Genomic DNA, 26898 nt, shown 5'->3' on the forward strand with positions numbered 1-26898 from the left:
AGTTCTATCCTGTTTCTATCCAAGCACCTAGACCGGCGCCGCCATGAATGCGTTTTCTACAGGAGGCTTAATTTTTGGTTCCCTCATTTTTCAACGGATCCTCGGTCAACTCTTGCGCAGATTTTCTGAATTCCTTGATCGTTGTACCGAAAGCTCTCCCAATTTCCGGAAGTTTACTCGGGCCGAAAATGATCAGCGCCAACAGCAGGATCAACAAAAGGCCGGGAATCCCGATGTTTTGAATTCCCATCGCCCTTCACCCCTTTCCTCATCATCTTACGACAACATTTTACTGTAATAGGTTTAGATATCAAGAGAGCAAACAGGTCGTCCTGGCGAACATTCTGTGCCAACATCGTGAACACGATCAAACGAAAATCCATTTGTGACTTGAATCCATCGATAGCATGAAGCACGCTGGCGAACGAATGGCACGAAAACGGTCCCACGCGACCGCCTTCGACACGCTTGAGCGCGGTCCTTTTGAAGTGATATCATTGGGCCAATCCCAAAAACACATCACTTACGGGAGCACAAAATGGACAAGGCCGATCATCCCACACCCGAGAGAGACGAACTCGTGCGCTTCGGGGTTTCTTTCCCCTCCATCCTCATTGAGCAATTCGATCGCTACATTCGGGAACAAGGGTACACCAACCGTTCAGAAGCGTTCCGGGATCTCGCCAGACGGGCTATCCTTGAACCTTCGCGCTTTTCCGCCGATCAACGGGTGGCCGGGACGATTGTGATGGTTTATGACCATCATTTGAGCGATATCCCGAAGAAACTCACTGAGCTTCAACATGGCTTTTACGAAAACATCATCGCGACCATGCACATCCACTTAAACCACGCCCTCTGCATGGAAGTCATCGCCGTGCGGGGAAAGATCTCCCATCTCCGCGATCTGCACCAGCGCATTCAAGTGTTGAAAGGCGTTTTTTACGCAGAATTGTCGGTGACCTACTTTGAAGAGAGGGGCACCGGCGATGGAAGGCCGCCCGATCCGTCATCCTGACGGTTTCATCCTGCGTCAAACCGCCTGTGCCCCGCTGCTCGTGACACGCACCGATCAATCTAACTTTTTGCGGCGCCACGCCGCCGCCGTCTCGATGTAAAAAGAAAGAATTTCGGGATTTTGCATCGACCCGGGATTGACCGCCCGTTCCGGCGGCACGCCGAGGAAGAGTTTCTTCACCGGCACTTCCATCTTTTTGCCGTTCAGCGTCCGGGGGACGCCGGGGGCAGCGACGATCCGATCCGGCACGTGCCGGGGAGAAAGGCGCCGGCGGATCTCCTGCCGGATTTTCTCCTCCAGGGACGGATCGACCGCGGCGCCCTCCGCCGGCACGACGAAAAGGACGAGCTCCGGTTTGCCGTCCGGCCGGGAGAGGTCGATGACGAGGCTGTCGACCACTTCCGGCAGCGCTTCGACGACGCGATAAAAGTCGCTCGTTCCCATCCGGACGCCCTGCCGGTTGATCGTCGCGTCGGAGCGGCCGGTGATGACGGCGCTTCCCCGCTCGGTGATTTTCACCCAGTCGCCGTGGCGCCAGACGCCGGGGTAGACGTCGAAGTAGCTCTCCCGGTAGCGCGTCCCGTCGGGGTCGTTCCAGAAAAAGACCGGCATCGACGGCATCGGCGCCGTGAGGACGAGCTCGCCGACTTCCGCGACGACGCTTCGCCCCGCCTCGTCGAAGGCCGCCACCGCCGCCCCGAGGGCAGGCCCCTGCAGCTCCCCAGCGTGAACCGGAAGGAGCGGGACGCCCCCCAGAAAGGCGGTGCAGACGTCCGTCCCGCCGCTTACGGACGCGAGCCAGACGTCGTCCTTGACGGCCGCGTACACCCAGGCGAACCCTTCCGGCGGAAGCGGCGCGCCGGTCGAGCCGATCGTCTTCAGCGCCGAAAGGTCGAACCGCTCCCGGGGGACAAAACCGCTTTTTTGCAAAGCCATGAGATACGGCGCGCTCGTGCCGAAGACCGTCATCCGGGTCTCTTCGGCAAAGCGCCAGAGGGCGCCGAGGTCGGGGAAGGCGGGAGAGCCGTCGTAGAGGAGGACCGCCGCGCCGACGAGAAGGCCGCTGATGAGAAAATTCCACATCATCCAGCCGGTCGTCGTGTACCAGAAGAGCCGATCGCCGGCTTGAACGTCGAGCTGAAGGGCGAGCGCCTTCAAGTGTTCGAGGAGGATGCCGCCGTGGCTCTGGACGATCGGCTTCGGGAGACCCGTCGTGCCGGAGCTGAAAAGAATCCAGAGGGGATGGTCGAACGGCACCGGGTCGAACCGGAGCGGCGGATCGTCACCGCCCAGAGCGAGAAACGCTTCCCAGCCGATCACGGTCCCGGACCCGCCGGTAGCTTCGATCTCGGCCCGAACGGCCTCCGGCGGGAAGCGGTCGTCGTCCTGGCCAAGTCGCACCGGCAAAAGGATCGTCGCCGCAAGCGACGGCAGACGCTCCCGGAGTGCCCGCAGGATGTTCCGCCGGTCGTGCACTCGGCCGCCGTATCGATACGCCGGGACGAAGAGGAGAACCTTCGGTTCGATCTGGCCGAAGCGGTCGAGGATGCCTTCGGCGCCGAAGTCGGGCGAGCTCGACGACCAGACGGCGCCAAGGGAGGCCGCCGCGAGAAAAGCGATGAGCGCCTCCGGGCCGTTTGGTGCCACCGCCGCGACGCGGTCTCCCCGCCGGACGCCGAGGCGCTCGAGGCCGGCCCGCGCCCGGGCGACCGCCCATTTGAGCTCTTCCCAGGAGAGCGTCTCCAGGGGGAGCCCTTCCGTCTTGGCGAGGACCGCCGGCGCCTCCTCTCGGGCGTGGCGGAAGGCGTGCTCCGCGTAGTTGAGCTCGGCGCCTTCAAACCAGCGAGTGCCGGGCATCGCCCGGGAGGAGAGGACCGACCGGTACGGCCGATGCGCCCGAATGGCGAAAAACTCCCAGACCGACGCCCAGAACGCTTCCAGATCCTCGACCGACCACCGCCAGAGGGCGAAATAATCGTCAAACTCAATCCCTCGGGTCTCCTTGAGCCAGCGCATATAACGGCGCAGGGTCGACGCTTCGACCCGCTCCGCCGGCGGCGTCCAAAGGAGCGTCCCTTCCTGAACGGTCATCGCCGTCCCTCCAGTCTTCCTTATTCTCAAAACTTTTCATTGAACAGCGCTCGGCGACTTTTGCGGCTTAGACGGCCGCCGTCTTAAAACCGCGGCACGCCGCGGCGCGGCCGGACGTCCGGCGCTGAATGGGCTTTCATATTTCGGCGATCGAGGAAAGGCCGCATGCGCCCCTGCGGCCGTTTTTGCTATGATAGCGGGCAAGGGAAGATCGTCAGGATGATCAGACCGGGGCCACCACGCGCCGAAGCGGCCTCGGCCGAAAGGGGGACGCCCGATGGACCGGCGCCTTTCGCGCCTTTCGATCCTCGCCGCGATGGGGGCGCTTTCGTTCATCCTCATGCTGTTCGAAGTGCCGCTTCCGTTTTTTCCGCCGTTTTTAAAGGTCGACGCCGGAGATCTCCCCGCCCTCTTGACCGCCCTCCTCTACGGCCCCGGGGCCGGGATCGGCATCGAAGGGATCAAAAACGTCTTGCACTACTTGATCCGGGGCGGCGACGCGGGGCTTCCGATCGGTCAAGCGGCGAACTTTCTCGCCGGATCGGTGTACGTCTCCGTCGCCGCCTGGGCGTACGGCCGGCGGAGTGACGCGGCCGGTCTTGCGGCGGGGCTTGCGCTGGGTTCCCTGCTGACCGCCGTCGTCATGGCCGCGGCGAACTATTTCATCCTCTTTCCGCTCTACATCGCCGTCCTCCATTATCCGATCGCCCGGGAAGACATCCTGCCGCTCATCCTGACCGCCATTTTCCCGTTCAACCTCGTCAAAGGCGGGCTCATCGGCATCGTCGCCTTCGCCCTCTACAGCCGGCTGCACGGATGGATTCGCGAACGGCGGGCGACGGAAGCTTCGGCGGAAAGGCGATAACGACCACCTCTCCGGCTCCGCCGGCACGACGATCCGCCGGTGCGGGTCTCCCTCGGCGCCGGCGGATCTCCATTCGGGCCCCGTTCCCGTCCACCTTCGGATCGGTCGTCAGCGGTCGCCTAAAGCAGAGAGCCGATCCGGCCGCAGGGCATACAAGACGTCGCCGGCGGAGCTCGGCGCGTGGAGGAAGAGTTCCGCGCCGCTTCCCCAGAGGCCGCCGAACCAGGTACCGGGTTCCCCGAGCTCTCCGGAGGCGGCGAACCAGGTGATACGGTCGGTCGAATCGGTATGCGGCAGGCGGAAGAGGGCCGGTGGCCGCTCGGGCGGGGAGCGGCCGTCGAGGCTAGCGCCCCAGAGAGCCGTCCTGTCCGGAGCAACCGCCTTCACCAGGGGCAGCCGATCCGGAGCGACGGGCACAGGAAGCCGCGCTTTCCGAACCCCTGCTGCCCTGTCGGAAGGAAGCTCGGCTCGCCAGACGGAAAACGACGGCGGTCCGACGTCCATGAGGTAGATTTCGCGCGATGCCGACGCCACCACCGTCCGGCCGTCCGGAGCGACGGCCCACGCGGTCTCGATGACCGGTTCGTCGAGGACGGTTTGCGGGGCGCCGGCCGGCTGCCTCAGGTCGAAGCGAACGATCCCACCCCGGATCGGCTCGGAAGCATAAACGCCCGCCTCTTCCCGGCCGAAGAGGGCCGCCTCGACCGGCCACGCAAGTTCCGCAACGTGGATGATGTATCGAAAGGGCCCGACGCTGCCACCGCCTTCTCCGCGGGCCCGGTAGACTCGTCGGGCGCCGGCAGGGTCGTCGATCGGGACGACGTCGACCCCGGCGAGGTGGGCGATGGCCACCCGACCGCCGTCCGGTGAAAAGACGACGGAAAAAACCGGCGCCACCGCTTCAAGAAGCGGTCGCCGCTCGCCGGTCGAGACGTCGATGAACGCCAGGGAACACGAAAGCCCGCTCACGCCCATGGCACCGACCGAGGCCTTCTCGAGGGCGAGGCCCCTGTCGAAGCACGCCGGCGCGCCGGCGACGACCGCCCCACCGTCCGGACGGACGGCGGCCGGTTCGAGCGACAGCGACGCCAGAGGCTCAAACGCCGCCGTCACGGACGGAGCAAACGGCCGGTAGCGAAAGAGGACGTATCCGCCCTTGGGTTCCTCGGCTGCCTCCCGCACTTCCGGGCCGGCCGGCATCTGGGCGGCCGGGGCATCGGCGGCGGTCGATGCCCCGGCACCTGACCTTGCCCCCGGCAGGCCAACCGCCGAAGCGCCGCCTTCCAGCTCGACGGCGAGAACGAGCGTGCCGTCGCTCGGCACCGCCGGCGCCGCAAGGAGCCTTCCCGGAAGGAAGAGCCGCTCGATGCCGGGGGCGACGGCCTGAACGCCGGCTGCGTGATCGCTTCGCTCCGGCGGCCGGGCCGCCTCGTTTCCGCCGGGAGCTCCCGCGTTTCCCCCGACGGCGCCGGGCTCCGCCGACGATCGGTCGGTCGCTCCGTCTGAGCCGCCGGACGAGCCGGACGGCCTCTCCGGCGACGCCTCGTTTCGGATCATCTCGCCGGAAGATGCCCCCGGCCGCGCGGAGGTCGCCGGACTTTTTTGACATCCGATCAAGCCGAAAGCCGCCGCAAACAGCAGCCAGAGCACCCCCGCAACCCCGACGCGCCTGACGGACGGCTGCCACGCTTTTCGCACCCCGATACCTCCTGTCCGGCCGATCGCCCTTTTGTCCTGCCAATTCCTGCTTCAGGCTCTCCCCTCTTCGGGGTTTCCCCTGCTATCGTTATTCGCCCTGGCGCCGCGTTTTCCTCTCGCGTCCGGCGCTGGGCCGGCTTTTTGAGCGCCGCCGGGCGGACCAGAACAAGACAATCCCCTTTGCCGGCCCAGGCGCCCCGCCCGGATGACGTCCTTCTCGGCGCCTCACTCGGACCCGGCCATTTTACGCGAAGCCGTTACGTGGATCCGTCGGAGCCGCGTGGGCCAGTCCGACGCCGACAAGGATCAACGCGCTTCCGACCCAAAGCGGCGCCGTCAGCCGTTCCCCGAGGAGAAGCGCGCCGAAGAAAAGACCGAGAACCGGGACGGAAGGCACCGATCAGGGGGCGGTCGCCATATTGAGGCGATCGAGGAGCCAAAACCAGAGAGAAAACCCAGCGAGGTTTGCTCGGCCGGAAGCTTGAGCATCGCGGCGTTGACCAGTCGTAGACGGCCGTCGTCTGGACGAGCCTCAAGGTCATTAGCGCCGGCGGGAGTGAAGGGATTGATTTGGACGAACGGGCCCTCACCGTACGGCGATCTCTTCCAGGAGGAGCCGGTTGACGAGCTCGGGATTGGCCTTCCCCTTCGTCGCCTTCATCACCTGGCCGACGAGGAAGCCTAGGGCGCGGTCTTTACCGTTCTTGTAATCGAGGACCGACTGCGCGTTGGCGTCGAGCACCTGGAGGACGATCGGCCGCAGCGCCTCGGGATCGGCGATCTGTACCAGCCCTTTCTCCTGGACGATCGCCTCGGGGTCTCGGTCCGTCTCCAAGAGTTCCTTGAAGATCTCTTTGGCGATCTTCCCGCTGATGGTCCCCTTGTGGATCAGGGTGATCAGCTTGCCGAGGTTGGCCGGCGACAGCTTGACGTCGCGCACCTCGATGCCTTGGGCGTTGACGTGGCCCATGAGCTCGACCATCACCCAGTTGGCCGCCGCCTTCGGATCCCGGCAGTGCTCGACCACCTTCTCGTAGTAATCGGACAGGTCCTTCGAGGCTGTCAGCACCCCCGCGTCATACGCCGACAGGCCGTAGTCGCGCATGTACCGTTCGCGCCGCGCGTCGGGCAGCTCCGGCAGCTCGGCCTTCACCTGCTCCACCCACGCGCGGTCGATGACGAGGCGCACGAGGTCCGGCTCGGGGAAGTAGCGGTAGTCGTGGGCCTCCTCCTTCCCGCGCATGGGCACGGTGATCTCCTTCTGCTCGTCCCAGCGCCGCGTCTCCTGCTCCACGACACCGCCGGCGGTGAGAATCTCCCGCTGGCGCCTCTCCTCATACTCCAGCCCCTTCTGGACGAAGCGGAAGGAGTTGAGGTTTTTCAGCTCCGTCTTCGTGCCGAAGGCGTCGGCGCCGACGGGACGCAGGGAGATGTTGGCGTCGCAGCGCAGCGAGCCCTCTTCCATCTTCACGTCGGAGACACCGGTGTAAAGGAGAATCAGGCGCAGCGTTTCGAGAAAGATCCGCGCCTCCTCCGGCGAGCGCAGGTCCGGCTCGGTGACGATCTCGATGAGCGGCACGCCGACGCGGTTGAAGTCGACGAGGGTATGGTGGCCGCCCTCGGCGTGGAACGACTTCCCGGCGTCCTCCTCGAGGTGCAGGCGGGCAATGCCGACGCGCTTTTTACGCCCGCCCACCTCGATGTCCACCCACCCGTTTTTGGCCAGGGGCTGGTCGTACTGGGAAATCTGATACGCCTTGGGCAGGTCAGGGTAGAAGTAGTTTTTGCGGTCAAATTTGCATACTTCGGCGATCTCGCAGTTCAAGGCCAGCGCCGCTTTCATCGCGTACTCCACCGCCTGACGGTTGAGCACGGGCAAAACACCCGGATGGCCGAGGCAGACCGGGCAGACGTTGGTGTTGGGCGGGGCGCCGAAGGCTGTGGAACAGCCGCAGAAGATCTTCGACTTCGTCGCCAGCTCGACGTGCACTTCCAGCCCGATGACCGTCTCGAAGTTCATCGTCCGTTCCCTTTCCCTCACAGCGCCGGGCGCGCCTTGTGGTGGTCGGTGTGCACTTCAAAGGCGTACGCGGCGCGCAGCACGGTCAGTTCGTCGAAAGGCTTGCCGATGATCTGCAGCCCCACCGGCAGGCCGTCGGAAAAGCCGCACGGGATGCTGATCGCCGGCAGGCCGGCCAGGTTGACCGGAATGGTGCAGATGTCGTTGAGGTACATCGTCAGCGGGTCGTCCACCTTTTCGCCGAGCTTGAAGGCCGGCGTCGGCGCCGTCGGGCCGATCACCACGTCGTAGCGTTCGAAGAGCCGCTCGAAATCCCGCTTGATCAGCGTGCGCACCTTCTGCGCCTTCAGGTAGTAGGCGTCGTAGTAGCCCGAACTGAGGGCGAAGGTGCCGAGCATGATGCGGCGCTTCACCTCCGGGCCGAAGCCCTGGCTGCGCGTCTGCTTGTACATGTCGAGGAGATTGTCGGCCTCGGCGCGCACGCCGTAGCGCACGCCGTCATAGCGGGCCAGGTTGGACGACGCCTCCGACGGGGCGATCAGGTAGTAGCAGGCCACGGCGTAGTCGCTGTGCGGCAGGGAGACCTCCTCCCATTCGGCGCCCAGCGACGCGAACACCTCCAGCGCCTCCAGCACCCGCCGGCGAACGCCCTCGTCGATGCCGTCGCCGAGATACTCCTTCGGCACGGCGATCTTCAGCCCCTTCACGTCGCCGGTGAGGGCCGCCGTGTAGTCCGGCACCTCGACGTCGGCCGACGTGGAGTCGTAGGGGTCATGGCCGGCGATCGCCTGCAGCACGTAGGCGGCGTCGGCCACGGTGCGCGTGATGGGGCCGATCTGATCGAGGGACGAGGCGAAGGCCACGAGGCCAAAGCGGGACACGCGGCCGTACGTGGGTTTGAGGCCAACGACGCCGCAGTAGGCCGCCGGCTGGCGAATGGAGCCGCCGGTGTCGGAGCCGAGGGCGAAGACGACCTCCCCGGCCGCCACCGCCGCCGCCGATCCCCCGCTCGAACCCCCGGGAACGCGCTCGAGGTCCCACGGGTTGCGCGTGGGGAAGAAAGCGGAGTTTTCCGTCGACGATCCCATGGCAAACTCGTCCATGTTCGTCTTGCCGACCATCACCGCATCGGCGGCGTCGAGCTTGTCCATGACCGTGGCGTTGTAGATCGGCTCGTAGTGGGCCAGGATCTTCGACGCGCAGGTGGTGCGCACGCCCTTCGTGACGATGTTGTCCTTGATGCCCGCCGGAATGCCGAAAAGAAGCCCCCCGGCCTCTCCGGCGGCCAGGCGCCGGTCCAGCGCGTTGGCTTTCTTCAACGCCCCTTCCTCGTCCAAGGTGAGGAAGGCCTTGACCTGTTCGTCCACGGCGCGAATGCGCTGGTGCGACGCTTCCACCAGTTCGCGAACGGAAAAATCCTTTTTGCGCAGGCCGTCGTGGATCTCCTGAATCGGCCGGTCCAACAGCGACACGCCACATCCCCCTTTGCTGCCCATGCCTCGCCCGGCGGGCGCGTGGCCTTTCCTGCCGCCCGGCTAGCCTTCGATCGCCTTCGGCACGCGGAACAGGCCGTCTGCGTGGTCGGGCGCGTTTTTCAGCGCCTCTTCGCGCGGAATCGACGGCCGCACCTCGTCGTCGCGCATCACGTTGGCCAGCGGCAGGACGTGGCTCGTCGGCTCCACGCCGCTGGTGTCGAGTTCGTTCAGCTTATGGGCGAAGGCGAGAATCTGGTTGAGCTGCTCCGTGAGCCGCTCCGCCTCCTCCGGCGTCAGCGAAAGGCGCGCCAGGTCGGCGACGTGCTCCACCTGCTCGCGGGTAATCGCCACCATCCACCATCCCTCCTCGCGGTTTCGCGATGTCCGCCGCCCGCACATGGCTCTTATGATACCATAGACTGAGCGCTAGCGGGATTGAACGTCCCGTTCCCGGCGTTCGGTCGGATCGCTTCCGCTTTTGAGAAATCGCTCGGGCAGAAAGGCCATGGCGACCGCCGGCGGCTTTTGGCCCACGATCCACTCGGCGATCGTTTCGCCGGTCACAGGCGCCAGCAGGATGCCGTTGCGGTGGTGGCCCGTCGCGACGAACAGCCCCTCGACGCCTGGAACCGGGCCGATCACCGGCAAACCGTCGGGCGTCCGGGTGCGGATGCCGGACCAAGCAGATTGGAAGGGAAAACGCCCGATCTCCGGAACCGCCCGCATGGCCCGCTCGAGAATTCGCATGAGGGATTCGGCAGGGACGTAGGCCGCGGCGGCTCCCCCTTCCTCGGTGGCGCCGACGATCAGCCGGCCGTCGGCCTTGGGCGTCAGATACCATCCCGTGCCGAAAAGGGTTTCGCGGAGGAACGGCCGATCGGCCAGTAGGGCACAGGCGACCCCGCGGACGGGTTCCAGCGGGAAGGTAAAGCCGAGCGGCTGAAGGAGCGCCGGCACCGAAAGGCCGCCGGCGAGGACGACGCGATCGGCGGTGAGGACGCCCTTCGGGGTGCGAACGCCGTAAATCCGCGCGCCCTCTTTTAGGAGCGAGATCACAGGGGTCCCTTCCATCACAAGCGCCCCGTGCCAAACGGCCGACAGGCGCAAGGCCCTTAACGCCAGAACGGCGTCGACCTGGTGATCTTCCGGCGCGTAGAGCGCGCCGTAGACCTCCGGGCCGAGCCCTGGCACGGCCGCACGAAGGCGCTCGGCGTCCAGCCAAGTGACGCTCTGCCCTTTTTGCGTTTGCCATTCGAGCCGCTTTTGCAGCATTTCCGCCTCGTGCGGCGTCCCGGCAATTCGGTACATGCCCGTCTTCCGGTAGCCGATCGCCACGCCGGTCTCTTCCGGAAGGACGTGTGCCCATTTTTGCCACAGCCTCCGGCTGGCCACCTGCAGGTCGAAAAAGGGGCCGTCTTCCTCCGTTTCCACCTGCGCCGCCAGCATTCCTGCGGCCGCTTGTGAGGCGCCGGATCCCACGCCGGCCTGCTCGGCCACGATCACCCGAACCCCTCGGACCGCCAGTTGTCGCGCGATGGCGAGGCCGATCATTCCCCCGCCGACGACCAGAACGTCCGCCGCGTCGGGGATCGACCCGCCGGTCTGCGTCTGTCCGTGGTGCCCCTCCGTCATCGGGCTCTTGTCTCCTTTCTCACGGTTCATCGGGTTTGTCCACGTTGACGCCTCTATCCTATCACAATTAAGGAAGACCTCCCTTATCTTTGGAATCTCTTGAAATTATCGCTTTCACCTTCATTCCCAAGGCCGGTCTTCCATGAAGAAAGGAGCATCCCCATGCCGCTTGATGCCGCCGACTTCACCCGCTATGCCGAACTCGACACCGTCGGACTGGCCGAGCGCATCCGCCGGCGGGAACTGACGCCGGAAGAAGCCGTCGAGCTGGCCTTCGCCGCCATTGAGAGGATGAATCCGATCCTCGGCGCCGTCGTCTACCGGCGGGAGGAAGCCTTCACGGAGGGGCGGACCTTCACCAAACGCCTCACAGGCCGCCCGCACGATTCCGGCGCAGGAGACACCGGTAACGACCGGCCGCCGTTTTACGGCGTTCCCGTGCTCGTGAAAAACATGATGCAAGAAGTCGAGGGGCTGCCCGACACCGCGGGGTCGAAAGCGTTCGGCGGCCGGATCGCAACATTTACAAGCCGCTTCGCCCGGACGCTCCAGGAAGCCGGGATGATCATCGTCGGCGCCACCAACGTGCCGGAGCTGGCCCTCCTCGCGACGACCGAGCCGATGGCGTACGGGCCGACGCGAAACCCGTGGGACCTCACCCGAAGCGCCGGCGGCTCAAGCGGCGGCTCGGCGGCGGCCGTCGCCTCCGGGATGGTGCCGCTCGCCGGCGCGGGCGACGCCGGCGGCTCGATCCGCATCCCCGCCGCCTACAACGGTCTCTTCGGACTCAAACCTTCTCGCGGCCTCGTCCCCGTCGGACCGGGTCGCCTCCGGATGCTCCTGGGACTGGGAACGAACCACGTCCTCACCCGAAGTGTTCGGGACAGCGCCGCCGTCCTGGAACGGTTTCGCCAAAGGGGACCAGAGCCGGGCGCCGCCTACCTCCCGCCCAACTTTTCCCGTCCGCTCGATACGGCACCGGACACCCCCCTTCCGCAGCCGCTTCGCGTCGCTTTCTGGCTCGACTCCCCCCTCGGCGGCCGGCCGGCGCCGGAGATCGCCGCCGCCGTCCGACGGACGGCGGCCTTCTTCGAATCTCTCGGCGCCGCCGTCGAAGAGGCGGCACCGCCGATCGACGGCGAAGGGCTCGCCCTCACCTACCTCATCGCCTACCTCACCACCGTCGCTCAGACGACGCGAGAACAGCGCCTGGCGGATTTTGAACCGAAGACGCGCCTTCTGGCTCAGCTCGGCCGGCGGCTTCCCGCCGCCGCCCTCGCCGACGCCCTTGACCGTTGGGACGCCGCCGCCGTGGCGATGGCGGCCTTCCACACCCAATACGACCTTTTCCTCACCCCCACGACGTTCGACGTCGCCCCTCCGCTCTCCGACGCCGCCGAGGGCGGCCCCCGGGCGGAGCGGGCCCTCGAGGTCTTTTTGGACGCCCTCACCCGCCTTCGCCTCGGCGGGGCGCTCGCCGTGACCGACCTGCCCCGGCGTATCTTCCTCCGGGAGCTCGCCCGCACCCCGTACACGCAGCTCGCCAACTTTACCGGTCAGCCGGCGGCAAGCGTCCCCGTCGGCCTGAAAGACGGCCTCCCGGTCGGCGTTCAGCTCCTCGCCGCCCACGGCCGCGACGACCTCCTCCTCGCCGTCGCCGCCCATCTGGAGGCTTCCGAACTCTGGCTTCGGCGCCGTCCACCGCACCACGTCGCCGGCGGCTGACGGCGACCCGACGAAGCGTCCGCTTGGAAAACGACGCCGTGTGCCGGCGCCGCGTGTCTCAGCAGACCTGTCCTTCGGTCGCATCGCCCCGGTGGAGTCGCCCCCTTCCGATTTCCCGGCCCGGCCAACCATCGAGCGACGGCGCCCCTTTTGGCCCCGCGAGACGGAGACCTTCGTCCCGAGGCACCCGGACGGCTGCAACATCTTTCGTCTAGCGTTACTCTTGCTTCAAGCGTATAATGAATCCAGCTAGAAAAATGTTTCATTTTGGGAGGAAGAACGATGCCCCTCGGCGGATTCACCCATCGGGAGCTCGTCGTCGACCTCACCGCCGGCCGCGTCGACGTCCGGCCCCTCGACGAAGACCTGGCCCGCACGTACATCGGCGGCCGGGGCCTCGGCGTCAAATACGTCTTTGACAACGGCCCGCAGGTGGAACCGTTTTCCCCGGACAACCTCCTCTGCATCATGACCGGGCCCGTCACCGGCTCCCTTCACCCGATGAGCGGCCGGCTCGCTGTCGTGACCAAATCGCCGCTCACCGGCACGGTCACCGACTCCCACATGGGCGGCTGGACCGCGGCCCGGCTCAAGTGGGCCGGCTTTGACAACATCCTCATCAAAGGCCAAAGCCCCCACCCCGTCTACCTCTACATTGAAGCCGGTCGGGCGGAGCTTCGGGACGCTTCCGACCTCTGGGGCCTTGGCGTCCGGGAGACGATTCGGCGGCTCAAGGATCGCCACGGTGCGGACGACCTGAGCGTCATGGCGATCGGCCCCGCCGGCGAAAACCTCGTCCGCTATGCCGGCTGGATCAACGAACACGACCGGGCCGCCGGCCGCGGCGGCACCGGCGCCGTCGCCGGCTACAAGCGCCTGAAGGCGATCGTCATCAAGGCGTCGGAAAAAGGGAACCTCCCCCGCCCGGCCGATCCCGAAGCGAGCCGCCGGACCGCCCAGCGGGCGATGAAGGCGATCGTCCAAAGCCCCGTCACCGCCCCCCGGAAAGGCGGCCTGTCCGTCTACGGGACGAACGTCCTCACGAACATCATCAACGAAGTCGGCGCTCTGCCGACCATGAATTCCCGTTACACCCACTTCGACGGCGCTGAAGGCCACAGCGGCGAGCGGGTCAATGCGACGATCCTCGTCGCTGACAATACGTGCCACGCCTGTCCGGTCGCCTGCAAGAAAGAAGTCGAAGTCAAATCCGGCAAGTACAGGACCCGCACGGAAAGCTTCGAGTTCGAATCCGGGTGGGCCCTAGGCGCCAACTGCGGCCTGAGCGACGCCGAGGCGATCGCCTATATGATCGACCGCTGCAACGACTACGGCATCGACACGATCGAAGTCGGGCACGCGCTTTCGACGGCGATGGAAGCGTACGAACGGGGCCTCATCGACGAAGAGGTCCGCTGGGGCGACGCCGACAAGATGATCGCCCTCATCGACGACATCGCCTTCCGCCGTGGCCTCGGCGACCGGCTCGCCGAAGGACCGGCCCGCTTCGCCCGGGAGATCGGGGCGCCGGAGATTTCAATGTCCGTCAAGGGCCAGTCGATTCCCGCCTACGATCCCCGCGGGATCCAGGGCATCGGCCTTGGCTATGCGACGAGCAACCGGGGCGCCTGCCACCTCCGGGGTTACAGCGTCGCGGCGGAGATCATGGGCATCCCCGAGCCGGTCGATCGCCTCGCCGTCGAGGGGAAGGGCGCCCTCCTCAAGATGTTCCAGGACCTCCACGCCTTCTCCGACTCGATGGACATCTGCAAGTTCTCGGCATTTGCCGAGAGCGCCGAGCACTATGCCGAACAGTATTCGGCGATGACCGGGATTCCGATGACCGTAGACGAACTGCTCAAAGCCGGCGAACGGATCTACAACCTCGAGCGCTACTACAACAACCTCGCCGGCTTCAACCGCCGGGAGGACGACCTGCTGCCGGAACGCTTCCTCAAAGAGCCGGGCACCGGTCACTCGAGCGGCGCCGTCAGCCACCTCAACGAAATGCTCGACGAATACTACCGCGTCCGGGGCTGGAAAGACGGCGTCGTTCCGGAAGAAAAGCTCCGGGAGCTCGGCATCATCGCCTGAGGCCGCGGAAAGGCCGCCGGAGGCGGTGCCGCCCACAACCCGAGAAAGCTTGCAAAAACCTGTGATGCGTGTAAAGGCCGCCGGAATCGATCTTTCCGGCGGCCTTTTGTGCCGAAAAGAAGGCATCTCGAAACATCGCTAAGCCTGAAGCCCTCCTATCCCCAGCGACCCGGCGGAAAGACCGGGGATCGCGTCGTGACGGATCCCGGCGTGCCCCTATCCCCCCGCTATCCCCCCGCGACCGGCGGAAAGACGGCGATGGCATCCCCTTCCCCCACCGGCGTCTCCAGCCCGCCGGTGAAATGGATGTTACGACCGTTGACGAGCACCTGCACGAGGGGTTTTAGGCTTCCGTCCGGCTGAAAAAGCTCCGCCTGAAGCGCCGGGTGCCGCTCGACGAGCGCCTGAAGGACGTCCCGCACCCGCCCCCCGGCCGGTGCGACGTCCATTTCGGCGACGCCGCTTACGTCCCGGAGCGTGGCAAAAAGCCTGACCTTCATCGGCCCCCTTCATCTCCTTCATCGATAACTCCAGCGGCCGCATCCGTCGCCGGCCCCGGCCCGCCCGCTTTTGCGATCGACCCGAAGCTGTCGGGAAAGAGCGCCTGCACCCGGGACGAGCGCGCCCAGAGGGCGGCCGTCGGCCCCCGATCGACCGCCCGGCCGCCGGCGAGGACGAGCACCTGATCCGTGAGCGCCAGAAGATCCCGGTAGTCGTGGCTGATGAGGACGAGGGTCGTCCCTTCCCGCTCGACGATCGACCGGAGGAGCGCCTGAAGCGGCTTTCGCGACGACGCGTCCACAGCGGCAAACGGTTCGTCCAGAAGCAGGAGCTCCGGTTCGACGGCGAGGGCCCGGGCGAGGTTGAGCCGGGCCCGCTCGCCGCCAGAGAGGTTCCCCGCCCGCCGGCCGGCGAGGGCGAGAAGCCCGAATGCCTCCAGCCACCGCTCCGCCCGCCGCCGCGCTTCCCGGCGCGGCACACCCCGAAGGCGAAGGGGGAGGGCGACATTCCGAAGCACCGATCCGCTTAAAAGGCGGCCGTCCTGGAAGACGACCGAAAGCCGGCGGCGGACGGCGACGGGGATCCGCCCGCCGGCCGGCAGGCCGAAGACGGCGAGCCGCCCCGCGGTCGGCGGGACGAGGAGCGCAAGAAGGTGAAGAAGCGTCGTCTTCCCCGCGCCGTTCGGCCCGACGATCCCCCACCGCTCGCCGGCGCGGACGACAAGGTCGATGCCGTCGAGAATCGACCGGCCCCGGACCGCCCGGCCCACCCCTTCCGCGACGACCACCGGGGAATCCGCCTTCATCCCATCCCGCCTCCCCCTTCGCTCTCTCCGCCGCCGGCCCGCTGGACGGCGGTGAGTAAAAGGGTGATCGCGAGCGATACACCGAGGAGGACGAAGCTCAGCGCGAGCGCACGGTCGAACTGTCCTTTGGAGACCTCGAGCACGATCGCCGTCGTCATCGTCCGCGTCTCACCCTTAATGTTGCCGCCGACCATCATCGCCGCCCCCACCTCGGAAAACACCCGGCCAAAACCCGCCATCACCGCGGTCAAAAGCGACAGCCGGATCTCCCGGAGCGTCAGCCACAACATCTGCAGCGGCGTTGCGCCCAGCGAAAGAAGAAGCGGTAACAACTTTGCCCGCCGGCTTTCGATCGCCGTCGCCACCAGCGCGACGATGATCGGGAGCGTCAGGATCACTTCCGCGACGACCATCGCCCGGGGGGTATAAATCCACCGCAGTTCCCCCAGGGGCCCGCACCGCCAGAAAAGAAGCGCCACCCAAAGCCCCACCACCGTCGGCGGAAGCCCCATCCCGACGTGGGCGAGAAAAAGGAGCGGCCTTCGCCCCGGAAAGCGGCCGAAGCCGAGGAGAAACCCCGCCGGAAGCCCCAAAAGGAGCGCCAGGCCCATCGTCCAGCCGGCCAGGCGGAGCGACAGCGCCACGATCTCCCAAAGCTCCGCGTCGCCCGACCGGACGAGCCCCCACGCCTCTCGAAGCGCGACCCCGATCAGATCCATGCCGTCTCGGCCGACCCGACCCGCGCGTCAGTCAGCATCCGGGAAAAAGAGCGGCTCCCCGAAGCGGTCCTTGCCGAAGTCGCCGATCAGCGCCTGCGTCTCCGGGGCGATCAGAAACTGCACGAATGCCGCCGCTCCTTTAGCGTTCGCCTGCGGGAAGCGCTCGGGGTTCACCTGCATCACGTGATAAATGTTGAGGAGTTCCGGATCCTTCTCCCGGACGACGGCGAGATGGAGTTTATCCCGGTAGGCGAGGTATGTGCCGCGGTCGGTGAGCGTGTACGCTCCCTTTTCGCTCGCGATGAGGAGCGTCTGACCCATCCCCGTCCCGCTCTCGATGTACCAGTCGGCACCGTGGGGGTCGATTCCGGCCCCTTTCCAGAGGGCAAGCTCCTTTTTGTGCGTTCCCGAATCGTCGCCCCGGGAGACGAACGGCGTCTTTCCGCCGGCGATCGCCCGAAACGCCGCCGCCAGATCGTCCGCCCGGCCGACGCTGGCGGGATCGTCCGGGGGCCCGACGAGGATGAAGTCGTTGTACATCACCCGGTGGTAGTTCGTCACGACGCCGGCTTCAACGAGGGGCTTTTCCGCCTCCGGCGCGTGGGTGAGGAGCACGTCCGCTTCGCCCTGCTCGCCCATCTTGAGCACCTGCCCGGTGCCGACGGCGACCGTCTTGACGCGGTAGGGAGCACTTTGTTCAAAGCGGGGGATGAGAACGTCCAGGAGCCCCGAATCCTGGGTGCTCGTCGTCGTCGCCAGGATGACGTCGGTGACGCCCGCCGCCAGCGCATCCGGTTTCGCCTCCTCCGGCGCTCCGGTCGTCCCGGCGGTCGCGCCGGCGCCCTGATCCGGCCTGGCTCCGCAAGCGGAAAGCACCACAAAAAGCGCCAGAAACGCCACCCCCGCCGCATGGCGGAACGCCCTGCCGCGCCGCCGGAAAAAGCGCTGCGCGAGGAACATGCCCGTCTCCTCCTGTCTTCTCGTGATAGGCTTTATTCTACTTTACAGACATCACGGCGCATTTGCAACGCACCGCCGTTCATGCCATAATCGCGGTAGTCCCTCATCGATGCCGGACGTCCCTTCGCTGCGGACGTTCTCCCGCGGCCGGTCGATCGGCCCCGGTCGAATTCCCCGCGAATACGGAGAGAAGAGGTTTGGCATGAACCCCAAAAAACGGCCCATCGGATTGACCCGGATGACGATCGGTGCGGGCCTGGCGGCGCTCTTCGCCGCCGGCATGGCGCTCTTTCTCTGGGCCGTCGCCGGAGCGGCCCGGGGGATGTTTCCGGTTCCCGACACAGGCAGGCCGTTTGACCTAACCATCCAGACGCCGGACGGCTCCGGACCGGCGCAAGTGCAAAGGGTACCGGTCGACGACGAAACCGCCCGCTACCGCGGCGGCGTCCGGCGCCTCGTCCGGGAACGGCTGGAGATCGGAGGCGTGCCGGCCGGACGGGTGACGTGGCTCTGGTGGACGTTTCCGGACGGCGAACAGGCGCTTCAGATCGCCGCCCTCGCCGAGCGCCCGGTCGACCTTCGGCTCGCCCTCTCCGCCCCCGGCCTTGACGGCGCCACGCTGAGAACGCCGGCGTCGAGGGCTTCCGGCGGGACCGGGAACGCCTTCGGCGAGCGCGTCTGGAACGGGACGCCGCTTCCGCCGGCGCCGGTCTGGCTGGAGGCGGACGCGCCGGAGGGCGGGCACCGGGCCGCCTTTTTCGCTCCCGTCGAGCGCACCCGCCTGCGGGAAAACGGCGTGCTGGAAGCGGTCGATCCTCCGGAGGCGCGGCCGACCTGGGCGCCCATGGAGGGCGGGTTTTACACCACCGCCCGGCTTTCGGCCGGGGAACGGCTGGACGCCTGGGCGCTTCTCCGGCCGAAAGCGACGGCAGCGCCGTTTGTCGACTGGGCGGACGGCGACGCGCGGGAGATTCTTCGGTCGGCGGATTTCGACCGGGAGCGACCGTGGACGATCGAAGGCCCCCGCTACCGGACGCCGGACGGTTACACCCCCCACTGCGACCGATGCTATTACGTCAACCCGGCACAGCACGTCGGCGAAAAATTATTGCATTTGATGGACCGCGGCACGTTTTTCCGCGACGTCGCCCTCCTCGCCCTCGACAACGCCGTCCGGACACAAAACGCCGCCGGCTACTGGCCGATCACCACCCGCTCCGAATGGCTGTATCGGGACTACGGCATCGGCCCCGGGTACTACGACACCCGCTGGAGCACTGACGCCGCCCTCTTTCTCCTCGAAGGCTACCGGACTTTCGGCGATGAAGCGTATCTTCAGGCGGCTGAGCGCTACGGCAACTTTCTCATCGACTTCGTTCGGGAGCATCACGACCCGACGCCGTCCGGCGGCGCCCTGGTCTACGACTACGGCCATCCGGACCGGCCGAAAGTGCGCACCCACACGTCGCTCAACCACCTGCTCACGGAGATGAATTTTCTCTATCTGCTCTTTGAGGCCGCCGGGCGGGCGGACGCCCGATCCGCCGCCGACCGGCTCCTTCGGGCCGTCGAGGACACCGCCGACCGCTGGCCGAAGGCGAACGGCGACCTCCACTACGCCCGTCTGCCGGACGGCTCCTTCGGCCTTGAAGATTACCCGACGCTCACGCTCAAGGACCTGCGCCTGTCGCAGGCGATCGTCACCCGGCTCACCGGGCGGCCGAACGCCGCTCTCGCCGCCCTCATCGCCCAGAAAGAAGCGTATCTGGCGCGCCGGGGCATCCGGCCGTAGCGACCGCCAACCGGCCGGAGCGGCGGCCAAACGCCCGTAACGACCGCCAAACGACCGTTGCGATCGCCATCCTGCCGGAGCGGCCGCCCAAGGTCCGCCGATGGCCGCCTTCACGGCTTTCTCCTTTTGGCTCGGCCATGACCGTTTTGCCCGGCGAAGGGGCGAGGCGCCGCGCGATCGACCATCCCACGGGCGACCGCTCATCCGAACGGCGGCCGTCTCCGCTTCGGGAGGCGCTCCTCCCCGGCCCGACGCCGGGCCCGGTCCTCCCGAGGGCCCGAAGTCAGGTGTCGTCGGGGGAATCCGGTTCCGCATCCGGGTTCCCCGGAACATCGGAACGGCTGAACGGGCGTCCCGAACGCCGGCTTTCCCGGACGATAAACTCGGCCGCCGCCTCGATGCCGACGCCCGCCGCGGCCGGCGCAAAGGCAGGGCCGGAAAACCGCCCCGGAAGCCGGGCGTCCGCCCGTGCGGAGGCATCCGGCGCACCGGCCGCCTTTTTCCCCCGATCCGACCCCGCCGCCCCGGCGGCTCTGCCTGCGGCCGGCCGGGCCGGCCCATCCCCTTCGGCCGCCCCGGCCGCCACCCCGCCCCCGGCCGCCTCTCGCGCCTCGGCCTCTCCGGCCAAAAGGGGCCAAAACGCCCGCACGACGTGCCGGACGATGACCGCCACCGGCACGGCAAAGATCATCCCGAGGATGCCGGCGACCTCCCCTCCGACGAGGACGGCGAAGATGACGACAAGCGGGTGCATCTCCGTCGCCCGGCCGGTGATGAGGGGAGAAAGGACGTTGTTTTCCACGAACTGGGCGACGACGTTCACCACGAGAACCCAGGCCACCATCGGCCAGCCGACCGTGGCGGCGATGACGAGGGCCGGGAGCGCCCCGAGAAAGGGGCCGATGAACGGGATGAGATTGGCGACCATATTGATCGCCGCAAAGACGAGCGGATACGGAAAGCCGATGATGAGATAGCCGACGAACGTCAGGGCGCCGAGCAAAAACGAAATCAGGAGCTGTCCGGCGACGTAGTCGCCGATGTCCCGGTCGACGGCCACCAGCATCTCGACAACGCGGGGCCGAAGGCGTCGGGGAAAGAGCGAAGCGACGAGCTCGAGAAAGCCGCGGGAATCTTTCAGCAGGTAGTACGCGATAAACGGCGAGAGACTGAACGTCATTAGCCATTCGAACGCATCGTCGGTGAGCGTCGAAAGATGGACGATGCCCCGCTCGACCGCCCGGTTGACGAGCCCCTGAAGTCGCTCGAAGCCCCGGCGCACCCCCGTCGGCCAGCCGTCGTCAAACCGGGCTTCGAGTTTCTCGAGCTCCTCAAACAGGGTGGTAAAGACCGTCGGAAGGGCCCGCTCAAAGAGCTCCACCTGCCGGATAACGGCCGGCGCCGCGGCGACGACGGAGACGGCGCCGCCGAGCAGGACGAGCAAAAACGTCAGGCGCAGGGCGGCGCTCCGCCCGAGCCCCCACCCCTCCAGCCGGCGCACGATCGGGTGGATGAGATACGTGAGGATGAGGGCAAACCAGAGCGGCAAAAGGAGCCGTCCGACAAAGCCGAGCAGCCAAAAGACCCCCGCGCCGACGTGCTGCCAGAGCCACAGAATGACAAGCACGCCGACGATCCACAGGAGCCCGATCCCGGCCCGTCGCTCCAGGGGGCGGCGTTCCACCGTGCGGTGCACCTCCTCACCGCCTTAGTGTGCGACCGTCGCCCGGGCGGCATGCAGTTCGAACGGCCTGAAGACAAAAAAGCCCCCCTCATGGGGGGCGGCGGGGGCGGCGAGAGCGGTTTTGAAGCAGCGCCTTCGGTCGCGCGATGTATCCGGCAGAGCCTTACGCCCAGCGGCCGAGGAGCCGCCGGCCGTTCCGAAGCCAGCTCAAAAGGCGCCCGTCGCGGAAAAAGCGGACCACCGGCGTCAACACGCCGTAACGCCGCCGCACTTCGTTTTGGGCGATGATCGCGCCCGCGATCGCCATGGCGCCGCCCAAAAGCACCAGCCTGAGCGCGTTGGACCGCATCGTTTCGCCCCTTTCGTCGGGACCTCCGTCACGCCGAGTTGCCGGCCGCCGGCTCGATGCGCATCTCCTCTTCCGTGAACAGGTCGTCGAGGGAGCTCAGCGTGCCGTCCTCCTCGATCTCGTACACGGAAAGGTGGTCGCCCTTCACGCTCAACTCAATCAGGCAGTCCCAGCAAAAATACTGGTTGGTGCCGATCTTGCCGATGTTTTTCCCTTTACAGTTGGGACAGACGATAGACATCCCGTTTCCCTTCCTCTTGCTCATGGCACCCTTCCGGCTCCCGACCTCTTCAGGTCTCGTGATCCGATCTTCCCCGCGTATAGCTTAACCGACCGCTGCCAGGGATAAACGCCCGGCATAAAACCGCGCCGGAGGGATGCGGAAGGGAAGCCGGCGTCTTTTTCAAGCGCAGCCAGGCGGCACCGGCGCTGGGCCGATCGAGCGGGCGCGTCGGGTCGACCCCTTTCCGCCTTTAGCATGCGCCGAACGCCCGCCGGCTACCCTGGAAAAGACGTCGACCGCCTTCCGTCCGGCATCGCATGATCCCGGCTCCCTCGATTTCCCCCGGCATTCGCCGGCATCGCTGCCCGGCCGCGAGCCCGTTCGAGCAAACCGGCCGGCGGCGCTCAATCCCAAACGAGCAAGATTCAACTCCGCTCGGCGCCGTCTGTCGAGGACACCGGCGCTCCCGGAGGTTTCCGCCGTCATGTTCTTCCCGGCGCATTCTTCCCGCGCCCCTGCCGGCATGCCTTTCTTCATCGGGCGGACCGATCGGCGTGAAGGAAGGACCGGACCGCCCGGACGAGGCGTTCCGCCGCCTCGTCGATGTCCGCCTCCTCCAGGCCGGGGCCAAAGCTCAACCGGATGCTCGACCGCGCCTCCTCCGGCGTCCGCCCCATCGCAAGGAGCACCGGCGACGGGCGGGCGGCGCCGGTAGCGCACGCCGAGCCGGCGGAGGCGCACACGCCGTCCAAATCCAGCCGCATGAGGAGCACGTCGGCGGCGACGCCGGGAAACGTCACGTTCACGATATGCGGCAGGCGCGGCGGCGCCCCGTTTTCGCGAAACGGAAGGCCGCTTTCCCGAAGGAGCGAAAGGAGCCGTTCGCGGAACGCTTCGTACCGCTCCCGGCGCACCGGCGCCTCCCGGACGGCGACGGCGAGCGCCGTCGCTAAGCCGACGGCGCCGGCGACGTTTTCCGTCCCGCTCCGAAGCCCCCGCTCCTGCCGGCCGCCGGCGAAGAGCGGTTCGACGGGCGTCCCGGGACGGACGTAGAGGGCGCCGGCGCCGACCGGTCCGCCCAGCTTGTGGGCCGAAAGCGTGATCAGGTCGGCGGGAAGCTCCGCCGGCGCAAACGGCCACGACGCCGGCACCTGGACGGCGTCGAGGTGGATGATCGCCCCTTTTGACCGCGCCCACGCGCCGAGGGACCGAACGTCCTGCAGCGTGCCGACTTCATTCTGGCCGTAGATGAGGCTCACCATAAGCGTTCCGTCGTCGACCGCCGCCCGGAACGCTTCCGGGTCGATGTGTCCGCCGGCATCGACGGGGACGGTGACGACGTCAAAGCCGAGCGCTCGAAGCCGCGGGATGTTCTCCCGAACCGCGGCATGCTCGACCGCCGAAACGACGATCCGCCGCCGCTTCTCTTCCCGCCCTCGAGCGGAAAGCGCCACGCCGAACAGGGCGAGGTGCACGCTCTCCGTCGCGCCGCTCGTAAACACCCACCCGCGCGGCTCGGTGCCGGTGAGCGCCGCGACGTCCTCCCGGGCCGCCTCCAGCCGCCGGCGCGCCGCCCGGCCGAGGGCGTGGGCGCTCGACGGATTGCCGAGCGGTTCCTCCCAGAGGTCGGCCAGGGCCGCCCGCACTTCGGGGATAAGCGGCGTCGTCGCCGCGTGGTCGAGATAGATCGTCCGCATGGATGGGGGCTCACTCCATGTCCACTATACCGCGAACGGCGCAGAATGTAAATACATTTTTTTGAATCCTATGCGGTGAAAAAAATACAAAAGCAGAAATGAGCAGCCGATCGGCTGCCCATTCGCGGCTTCAGGCTCCCGATGTGCCGTGCTCCGCGGTTTTTGAACCCGCGCCTCTCCTACGGTGGTGCCCGCAGCGCCGCCCTCCGCTGTCCGCTCGCGGCCCTCCGTTCGACCGAAACGCCCGAGCGATGGAATCGCTTCCATCCCCTTCCCCGTCAAGACCCGCGACCCGGGGTCCGGCTCCGGCGTTCGACGGCTTAGCGTCAGACGGCGCAATGTAAGGCTCCTTGAACGTTGGTGTTCGGTTCCAAAACACACTGGCCGCACGCACACACCAGGATGAATTGTGATTTTATCTTAGCACACCGGGGTGAAATTTGCAAGACCCGCCGCGAATTTTTCACCCCTGAAGGGCTCGGACCGTGATGCCGAGCTCCGCCAGCTGCTCCGGCCGCACCCGGGACGGCGCCTCCATCATGAGGTCGGCGCCGCTTTGCGTCTTCGGGAAAGCGATGACGTCCCGGATGTTTGACCGGCCGGCGAGGAGGGCGACGATCCGGTCGAGGCCGAGGGCGATGCCACCGTGAGGCGGCGCGCCGTATTCCAGCGCCTCGAGGAAGAAACCGAATTTCTCGGCCACCTCCGCCTCGTCGAGGCCGAGGCGGCGGAAGAGACGAAGCTGATCTTCCTTCCGGTAAATGCGGAGGCTTCCGCCGCCGATCTCGTACCCGTTCAGGACGAGGTCGTAGCTTTCCGCCCGGACCGCAAGCGGCTCCGTCTCGAGCTTGTCCCAGTCTTCGGCCTTCGGCCGGGTGAACGGATGGTGCAGGGCGACGTAGCGCTTTTCGTCGGGATCGTACTCGAGAAGCGGAAAATCCGTCACCCACAGGATGCGAAAGGCCCCGTCCGGCACCCGCCCGAGCCGCTCGGCGAGGAGCCGCCGGACCGCCCCGAGGGCCGCCCGGGCCACCTCGCGCCGGTCGGCGACGAAAAAGAGCACGTCGCCCGGTTCGGCACCGGTCTTCGCCCGGAGCGCCGCGAGCGCCGGTTCCGGGACGAAGCGGGCGATCGACCCGGAGGCCCCGTCCGCCTCCAGCTTCAGCCAGGCGAGCCCCTGGGCGCCGTGGGCCTTCGCCTCCGCCTCCAGCGCGGCGATGTCCTTCCGGCTGAGGGCCGCCGCCCCGTCGGCCCGGATCGCCCGGACGACGCCGCCCGAGGCGAGAGCCCGCCGGAAGACCTGAAACTCCGTCTCCCGGAAGACCTCCCCGACGTCGACGATCTCGAGGCCGTAGCGAAGATCGGGCTTGTCCGTCCCGTAGCGGTCCATCGCCTCGTCGTACGAAAGCCGCGGAAAGGGCCGCTCCAGGCGGATGCCCCGGGTCTTTTCAAACACTTCGGCGATCATTTCCTCGACGATCGCCTGGAACTCCGGAAGGGACATGAAGCTCATCTCGATGTCGATCTGGGTAAACTCCGGCTGCCGGTCCGCCCGGAGGTCTTCGTCCCGAAAGCAGCGGGCGATCTGGAAGTACCGCTCGACGCCGGCGACCATGAGGAGCTGCTTGTAGATCTGCGGCGACTGAGGAAGCGCATAAAACGTCCCGGGCCGAAGGCGGCTTGGGACGAGAAAGTCCCGCGCCCCCTCCGGCGTGCTTTTGGAGAGGATCGGCGTCTCGACCTCGAGAAACCCGTGGCGGGAGAGGACGTCCCGGACGATCCGGGTGACCTCGTGCCGAAGCCGGAGCGCCTCCTGAAGCGCCGGCCGGCGCAGGTCGAGGTAGCGGTATTTGAGCCGGAGGGCCTCATCGACCGAGGCATCGTCGGCCAGGCCGAACGGAAGCGTCTTCGCGGTGTTGAGCACCTCGATCGCCTCGACCGCCACTTCGACGTCGCCGGTCGAAAGCTTCGGGTTCACCGTCTCCGGCGCCCGCGCCTTCACCGTCCCCCGGACGGCGATGACGTATTCGCTCCGGAGCGTCTCGGCGACGCGAAACGCCTCCTTGGCCTCCGGCGTGACGACGAGCTGGACGATGCCGCTCCGGTCCCGAAGATCGATGAAGATGAGTCCGCCGAGGTCCCGCCGGCGGTGGACCCATCCGACGAGGGTCGCCCGCGCGCCGGCGTCGCTTAGGCGAAGCGTCCCGGCGTCATGGGTTCGGTGCATGGTTTCCGACGTGCGCGTCGTTTCCATCTCCGGCCTCCTTTTCGTTCGGAGAGGCGATCCGTCCGGCGAGAAACGCGGCCAGCTCCTCCTCGGCGACGGTCCACTGCGCGCCGGTGGCGAGATGCTTGATCGCCGCCCGTCCGGCCCGGGCTTCGTCGTCGCCGACGATGACCGCGTACCGGGCGCCGCGGCGATCGGCGGACCGTAGCTGAGCCTTGAGACCCCGCCCGGCAAAATCCGCATCGGCCGAAAGGCCGGCGGCCCGAAGCCGCATGAGCAGGGAAAGCTTTTTTTCAGCCCCGGCGCCGAAGGCGACGACGTAGACATCCGGCGCCGGCGCCCCAAAGCGCCCTTCGGCCGGCTCGTCGAGCAAAAGAAGCAGTCGCTCCGCCCCGAGGGCAAAGCCGATCCCCGGCAGGTCCGGCCCGCCGAGGGCGGCCATGAGGCCGTTGTACCGGCCCCCGGCGAGGACCGTGTTTTGCGCCCCGAGCCCTTCGGCGACGAACTCGAACACCGTCCGGGTATAATAGTCCAGCCCCCGGACGAGGTGCGGATCCTCGACGTACGGGATGCCGAGCCGGTCGAGCTCCGCCTTCACCGCCGCGTGGTGCGCCCGGCAGGCATCGCACAGGTGATCCGTGATCCGAGGGGCCGACGCGACGAGGGGCGTCGGCCCGTCGATTTTGCAGTCGAGCACCCGGAGGGGGTTTTGTTCGAGCCGGAGCCGGCAGTCGGAGCAGAGCGCTTCCCGATGCGGCCGGAGAAAGGCGACGAGGGCCTCCCGGTAGGCCGGCCGGCAGACCGGGCAGCCGAGGCTGTTTAAGACGAGCGTCACGCCCTTCAGGCCGATTTCCTGCAAAAACGTCCAGCCCAGGGCGATCACTTCCGCGTCCAGCTCCGGCGCCTCGACGCCGATCGCCTCGACGCCGAACTGGTGAAACTGCCGCTGGCGGCCGGACTGGGGCCGCTCGTAGCGAAACATCGGCCCGAGGTAACAGAGCTTAAGCGGAAGCTCCGCCGTCCCGTACAGCTTGTGTTCGATCACCGCCCGGACGACCGGGGCCGTCCCCTCCGGCCGGAGGGTGAGGGACCGGCCGCCGCGGTCGGTAAAGGTGTACATTTCTTTCTGCACGATGTCCGTCGACGCGCCGACGGACCGAGCGAACAGCTCCGTCTGTTCGAAGATCGGCGTCCGAATTTCGCCGTAACCGAACCGCCGGCACGCCTCCCGGAAAGCGGCCTCGACCGCCTGCCAGCGCGCCGCCTCGTCCGGCAAAATGTCCGCCGTCCCGCGAGGGGCCTGATAGCGCATCGCCTGGTTCC

22 protein-coding genes are annotated in these 26898 nt (G+C 67.0%); 5 read left to right on the plus strand and 17 right to left on the minus strand.

Annotated features, from left to right (window positions below; translation table 11 throughout):
* Window positions 1-67: 67 nt before the first annotated feature.
* Window positions 68-250: a twin-arginine translocase TatA/TatE family subunit gene (gene tatA, locus K2M58_RS08220; protein WP_220677163.1), complete on the minus strand. Its 183-nt coding sequence runs from the start codon at window positions 248-250 to the stop codon at window positions 68-70.
* 288 nt (window positions 251-538) lie between these two features.
* Between tatA and nikR the strand changes: the two genes are divergently transcribed.
* The gene (gene nikR / locus K2M58_RS08225; RefSeq protein WP_220677164.1) at window positions 539-1018 is read left to right on the plus strand and encodes a nickel-responsive transcriptional regulator NikR; all 480 of its coding nucleotides are present in this window, start codon (window positions 539-541) and stop codon (window positions 1016-1018) included.
* A 54-nt stretch (window positions 1019-1072) separates the two neighbouring features.
* On the opposite strand, the gene K2M58_RS08230 is transcribed toward nikR, so the two are convergent.
* Window positions 1073-3109, minus strand: coding sequence for an acetoacetate--CoA ligase (locus K2M58_RS08230; RefSeq protein WP_220677165.1), 2037 nt, complete (start codon window positions 3107-3109; stop codon window positions 1073-1075).
* Window positions 3110-3386: 277 nt separating this feature from the next.
* Here K2M58_RS08230 and K2M58_RS08235 point away from each other — a divergent pair, with 277 nt between their 5' ends.
* Entirely contained in the window at window positions 3387-3974 is a 588-nt protein-coding gene (locus tag K2M58_RS08235) for an ECF transporter S component (protein WP_220677166.1), read from the plus strand.
* 108 nt (window positions 3975-4082) lie between these two features.
* On the opposite strand, the gene K2M58_RS08240 is transcribed toward K2M58_RS08235, so the two are convergent.
* From K2M58_RS08240 to thiO, 5 genes are all read right to left on the minus strand, one after another.
* Complete coding sequence (locus K2M58_RS08240) at window positions 4083-5672, minus strand: TolB-like translocation protein (protein ID WP_220677167.1); 1590 nt, start codon at window positions 5670-5672, stop codon at window positions 4083-4085.
* Between the two features lie 586 nt (window positions 5673-6258).
* Complete coding sequence (gene gatB, locus K2M58_RS08245; RefSeq protein ID WP_066197669.1) at window positions 6259-7692, minus strand: Asp-tRNA(Asn)/Glu-tRNA(Gln) amidotransferase subunit GatB; 1434 nt, start codon at window positions 7690-7692, stop codon at window positions 6259-6261.
* A gap of 17 nt (window positions 7693-7709) precedes the next feature.
* A complete protein-coding gene (gene gatA, locus K2M58_RS08250; RefSeq protein WP_220677168.1) occupies window positions 7710-9164 on the minus strand; it encodes an Asp-tRNA(Asn)/Glu-tRNA(Gln) amidotransferase subunit GatA in 1455 nt (484 codons plus the stop codon).
* Between the two features lie 63 nt (window positions 9165-9227).
* Window positions 9228-9521, minus strand: a complete 294-nt coding sequence (gene gatC, locus K2M58_RS08255) for an Asp-tRNA(Asn)/Glu-tRNA(Gln) amidotransferase subunit GatC (RefSeq protein WP_066197675.1) — start codon at window positions 9519-9521, stop codon at window positions 9228-9230.
* A gap of 72 nt (window positions 9522-9593) precedes the next feature.
* Window positions 9594-10799: a glycine oxidase ThiO gene (gene thiO / locus K2M58_RS08260; RefSeq protein ID WP_220677169.1), complete on the minus strand. Its 1206-nt coding sequence runs from the start codon at window positions 10797-10799 to the stop codon at window positions 9594-9596.
* Between the two features lie 162 nt (window positions 10800-10961).
* Here thiO and K2M58_RS08265 point away from each other — a divergent pair, with 162 nt between their 5' ends.
* Both K2M58_RS08265 and K2M58_RS08270 read left to right on the plus strand, forming a co-directional pair.
* A complete protein-coding gene (locus K2M58_RS08265) occupies window positions 10962-12524 on the plus strand; it encodes an amidase (RefSeq protein ID WP_220677170.1) in 1563 nt (520 codons plus the stop codon).
* A 282-nt stretch (window positions 12525-12806) separates the two neighbouring features.
* The gene (locus K2M58_RS08270; protein WP_220677171.1) at window positions 12807-14618 is read left to right on the plus strand and encodes an aldehyde ferredoxin oxidoreductase family protein; all 1812 of its coding nucleotides are present in this window, start codon (window positions 12807-12809) and stop codon (window positions 14616-14618) included.
* Window positions 14619-14845: 227 nt separating this feature from the next.
* Here K2M58_RS08270 and K2M58_RS08275 read toward each other — a convergent pair whose 3' ends face one another.
* Genes K2M58_RS08275 through K2M58_RS08290 form a run of 4 tightly spaced genes read right to left on the minus strand, consistent with a single transcriptional unit; the run spans window position 14846 to window position 17603 of the window.
* A complete protein-coding gene (locus tag K2M58_RS08275; protein ID WP_220677172.1) occupies window positions 14846-15118 on the minus strand; it encodes a ubiquitin-like small modifier protein 1 in 273 nt (90 codons plus the stop codon).
* Complete coding sequence (locus tag K2M58_RS08280; RefSeq protein WP_220677173.1) at window positions 15115-15924, minus strand: energy-coupling factor ABC transporter ATP-binding protein; 810 nt, start codon at window positions 15922-15924, stop codon at window positions 15115-15117. The genes K2M58_RS08275 and K2M58_RS08280 overlap by 4 nt, the downstream gene beginning before the upstream one ends.
* Complete coding sequence (locus tag K2M58_RS08285; RefSeq protein ID WP_220677174.1) at window positions 15921-16643, minus strand: ABC transporter permease; 723 nt, start codon at window positions 16641-16643, stop codon at window positions 15921-15923. The genes K2M58_RS08280 and K2M58_RS08285 overlap by 4 nt, the downstream gene beginning before the upstream one ends.
* 27 nt (window positions 16644-16670) lie before the next feature.
* Window positions 16671-17603, minus strand: coding sequence for an ABC transporter substrate-binding protein (locus K2M58_RS08290; RefSeq protein WP_220677175.1), 933 nt, complete (start codon window positions 17601-17603; stop codon window positions 16671-16673).
* A gap of 202 nt (window positions 17604-17805) precedes the next feature.
* Here K2M58_RS08290 and K2M58_RS08295 point away from each other — a divergent pair, with 202 nt between their 5' ends.
* Window positions 17806-19395, plus strand: coding sequence for a hypothetical protein (locus K2M58_RS08295; protein ID WP_220677176.1), 1590 nt, complete (start codon window positions 17806-17808; stop codon window positions 19393-19395).
* A gap of 283 nt (window positions 19396-19678) precedes the next feature.
* On the opposite strand, the gene K2M58_RS08300 is transcribed toward K2M58_RS08295, so the two are convergent.
* The 6 genes from K2M58_RS08300 to hisS all read right to left on the minus strand — a co-directional run bounded on the left by K2M58_RS08300 (window position 19679) and on the right by hisS (window position 26887).
* A complete protein-coding gene (locus tag K2M58_RS08300) occupies window positions 19679-21091 on the minus strand; it encodes an AI-2E family transporter (RefSeq protein WP_220677177.1) in 1413 nt (470 codons plus the stop codon).
* A gap of 151 nt (window positions 21092-21242) precedes the next feature.
* Window positions 21243-21428: a hypothetical protein gene (locus tag K2M58_RS08305; protein ID WP_220677178.1), complete on the minus strand. Its 186-nt coding sequence runs from the start codon at window positions 21426-21428 to the stop codon at window positions 21243-21245.
* Between the two features lie 28 nt (window positions 21429-21456).
* Window positions 21457-21693 (minus strand): hypothetical protein, encoded by a 237-nt coding sequence (locus tag K2M58_RS08310; RefSeq protein WP_245637589.1) that lies wholly within the window; start codon window positions 21691-21693, stop codon window positions 21457-21459.
* Window positions 21694-22184: 491 nt separating this feature from the next.
* Window positions 22185-23348 (minus strand): cysteine desulfurase family protein, encoded by a 1164-nt coding sequence (locus tag K2M58_RS08315; protein WP_220677179.1) that lies wholly within the window; start codon window positions 23346-23348, stop codon window positions 22185-22187.
* Window positions 23349-23811: 463 nt separating this feature from the next.
* Window positions 23812-25575, minus strand: coding sequence for an aspartate--tRNA ligase (gene aspS, locus K2M58_RS08320; RefSeq protein WP_220678858.1), 1764 nt, complete (start codon window positions 25573-25575; stop codon window positions 23812-23814).
* Window positions 25559-26887, minus strand: a complete 1329-nt coding sequence (gene hisS, locus K2M58_RS08325) for a histidine--tRNA ligase (protein WP_220677180.1) — start codon at window positions 26885-26887, stop codon at window positions 25559-25561. Before hisS ends, aspS begins: the two co-directional genes overlap by 17 nt.
* Window positions 26888-26898 lie beyond the last annotated feature (11 nt).

This window comes from Hydrogenibacillus sp. N12 (genome assembly GCF_019645935.1).
GTDB lineage: Bacteria > Bacillota > Bacilli > Thermicanales > DSM-22653 > Hydrogenibacillus > Hydrogenibacillus schlegelii.

Bases quoted from the DNA above. Each gene is read 5' to 3' on its own strand.
- tatA (WP_220677163.1), bottom strand. From the start codon at position 250: ATGGGAATTCAAAACATCGGGATTCCCGGCCTTTTGTTGATCCTGCTG.
- nikR (WP_220677164.1), top strand. From the start codon at position 539: ATGGACAAGGCCGATCATCCCACACCCGAGAGAGACGAACTCGTGCGC.
- K2M58_RS08230 (WP_220677165.1), bottom strand. From the start codon at position 3,109: ATGACCGTTCAGGAAGGGACGCTCCTTTGGACGCCGCCGGCGGAGCGG.
- K2M58_RS08235 (WP_220677166.1), top strand. From the start codon at position 3,387: ATGGACCGGCGCCTTTCGCGCCTTTCGATCCTCGCCGCGATGGGGGCG.
- gatB (WP_066197669.1), bottom strand. From the start codon at position 7,692: ATGAACTTCGAGACGGTCATCGGGCTGGAAGTGCACGTCGAGCTGGCG.
- gatC (WP_066197675.1), bottom strand. From the start codon at position 9,521: ATGGTGGCGATTACCCGCGAGCAGGTGGAGCACGTCGCCGACCTGGCG.
- thiO (WP_220677169.1), bottom strand. From the start codon at position 10,799: ATGACGGAGGGGCACCACGGACAGACGCAGACCGGCGGGTCGATCCCC.
- K2M58_RS08265 (WP_220677170.1), top strand. From the start codon at position 10,962: ATGCCGCTTGATGCCGCCGACTTCACCCGCTATGCCGAACTCGACACC.
- K2M58_RS08270 (WP_220677171.1), top strand. From the start codon at position 12,807: ATGCCCCTCGGCGGATTCACCCATCGGGAGCTCGTCGTCGACCTCACC.
- K2M58_RS08275 (WP_220677172.1), bottom strand. From the start codon at position 15,118: ATGAAGGTCAGGCTTTTTGCCACGCTCCGGGACGTAAGCGGCGTCGCC.
- K2M58_RS08280 (WP_220677173.1), bottom strand. From the start codon at position 15,924: ATGAAGGCGGATTCCCCGGTGGTCGTCGCGGAAGGGGTGGGCCGGGCG.
- K2M58_RS08285 (WP_220677174.1), bottom strand. From the start codon at position 16,643: ATGGATCTGATCGGGGTCGCGCTTCGAGAGGCGTGGGGGCTCGTCCGG.
- K2M58_RS08290 (WP_220677175.1), bottom strand. From the start codon at position 17,603: ATGTTCCTCGCGCAGCGCTTTTTCCGGCGGCGCGGCAGGGCGTTCCGC.
- K2M58_RS08295 (WP_220677176.1), top strand. From the start codon at position 17,806: ATGAACCCCAAAAAACGGCCCATCGGATTGACCCGGATGACGATCGGT.
- K2M58_RS08305 (WP_220677178.1), bottom strand. From the start codon at position 21,428: ATGCGGTCCAACGCGCTCAGGCTGGTGCTTTTGGGCGGCGCCATGGCG.
- K2M58_RS08310 (WP_245637589.1), bottom strand. From the start codon at position 21,693: ATGAGCAAGAGGAAGGGAAACGGGATGTCTATCGTCTGTCCCAACTGT.
- K2M58_RS08315 (WP_220677179.1), bottom strand. From the start codon at position 23,348: ATGCGGACGATCTATCTCGACCACGCGGCGACGACGCCGCTTATCCCC.
- aspS (WP_220678858.1), bottom strand. From the start codon at position 25,575: ATGCACCGAACCCATGACGCCGGGACGCTTCGCCTAAGCGACGCCGGC.
- hisS (WP_220677180.1), bottom strand. From the start codon at position 26,887: ATGCGCTATCAGGCCCCTCGCGGGACGGCGGACATTTTGCCGGACGAG.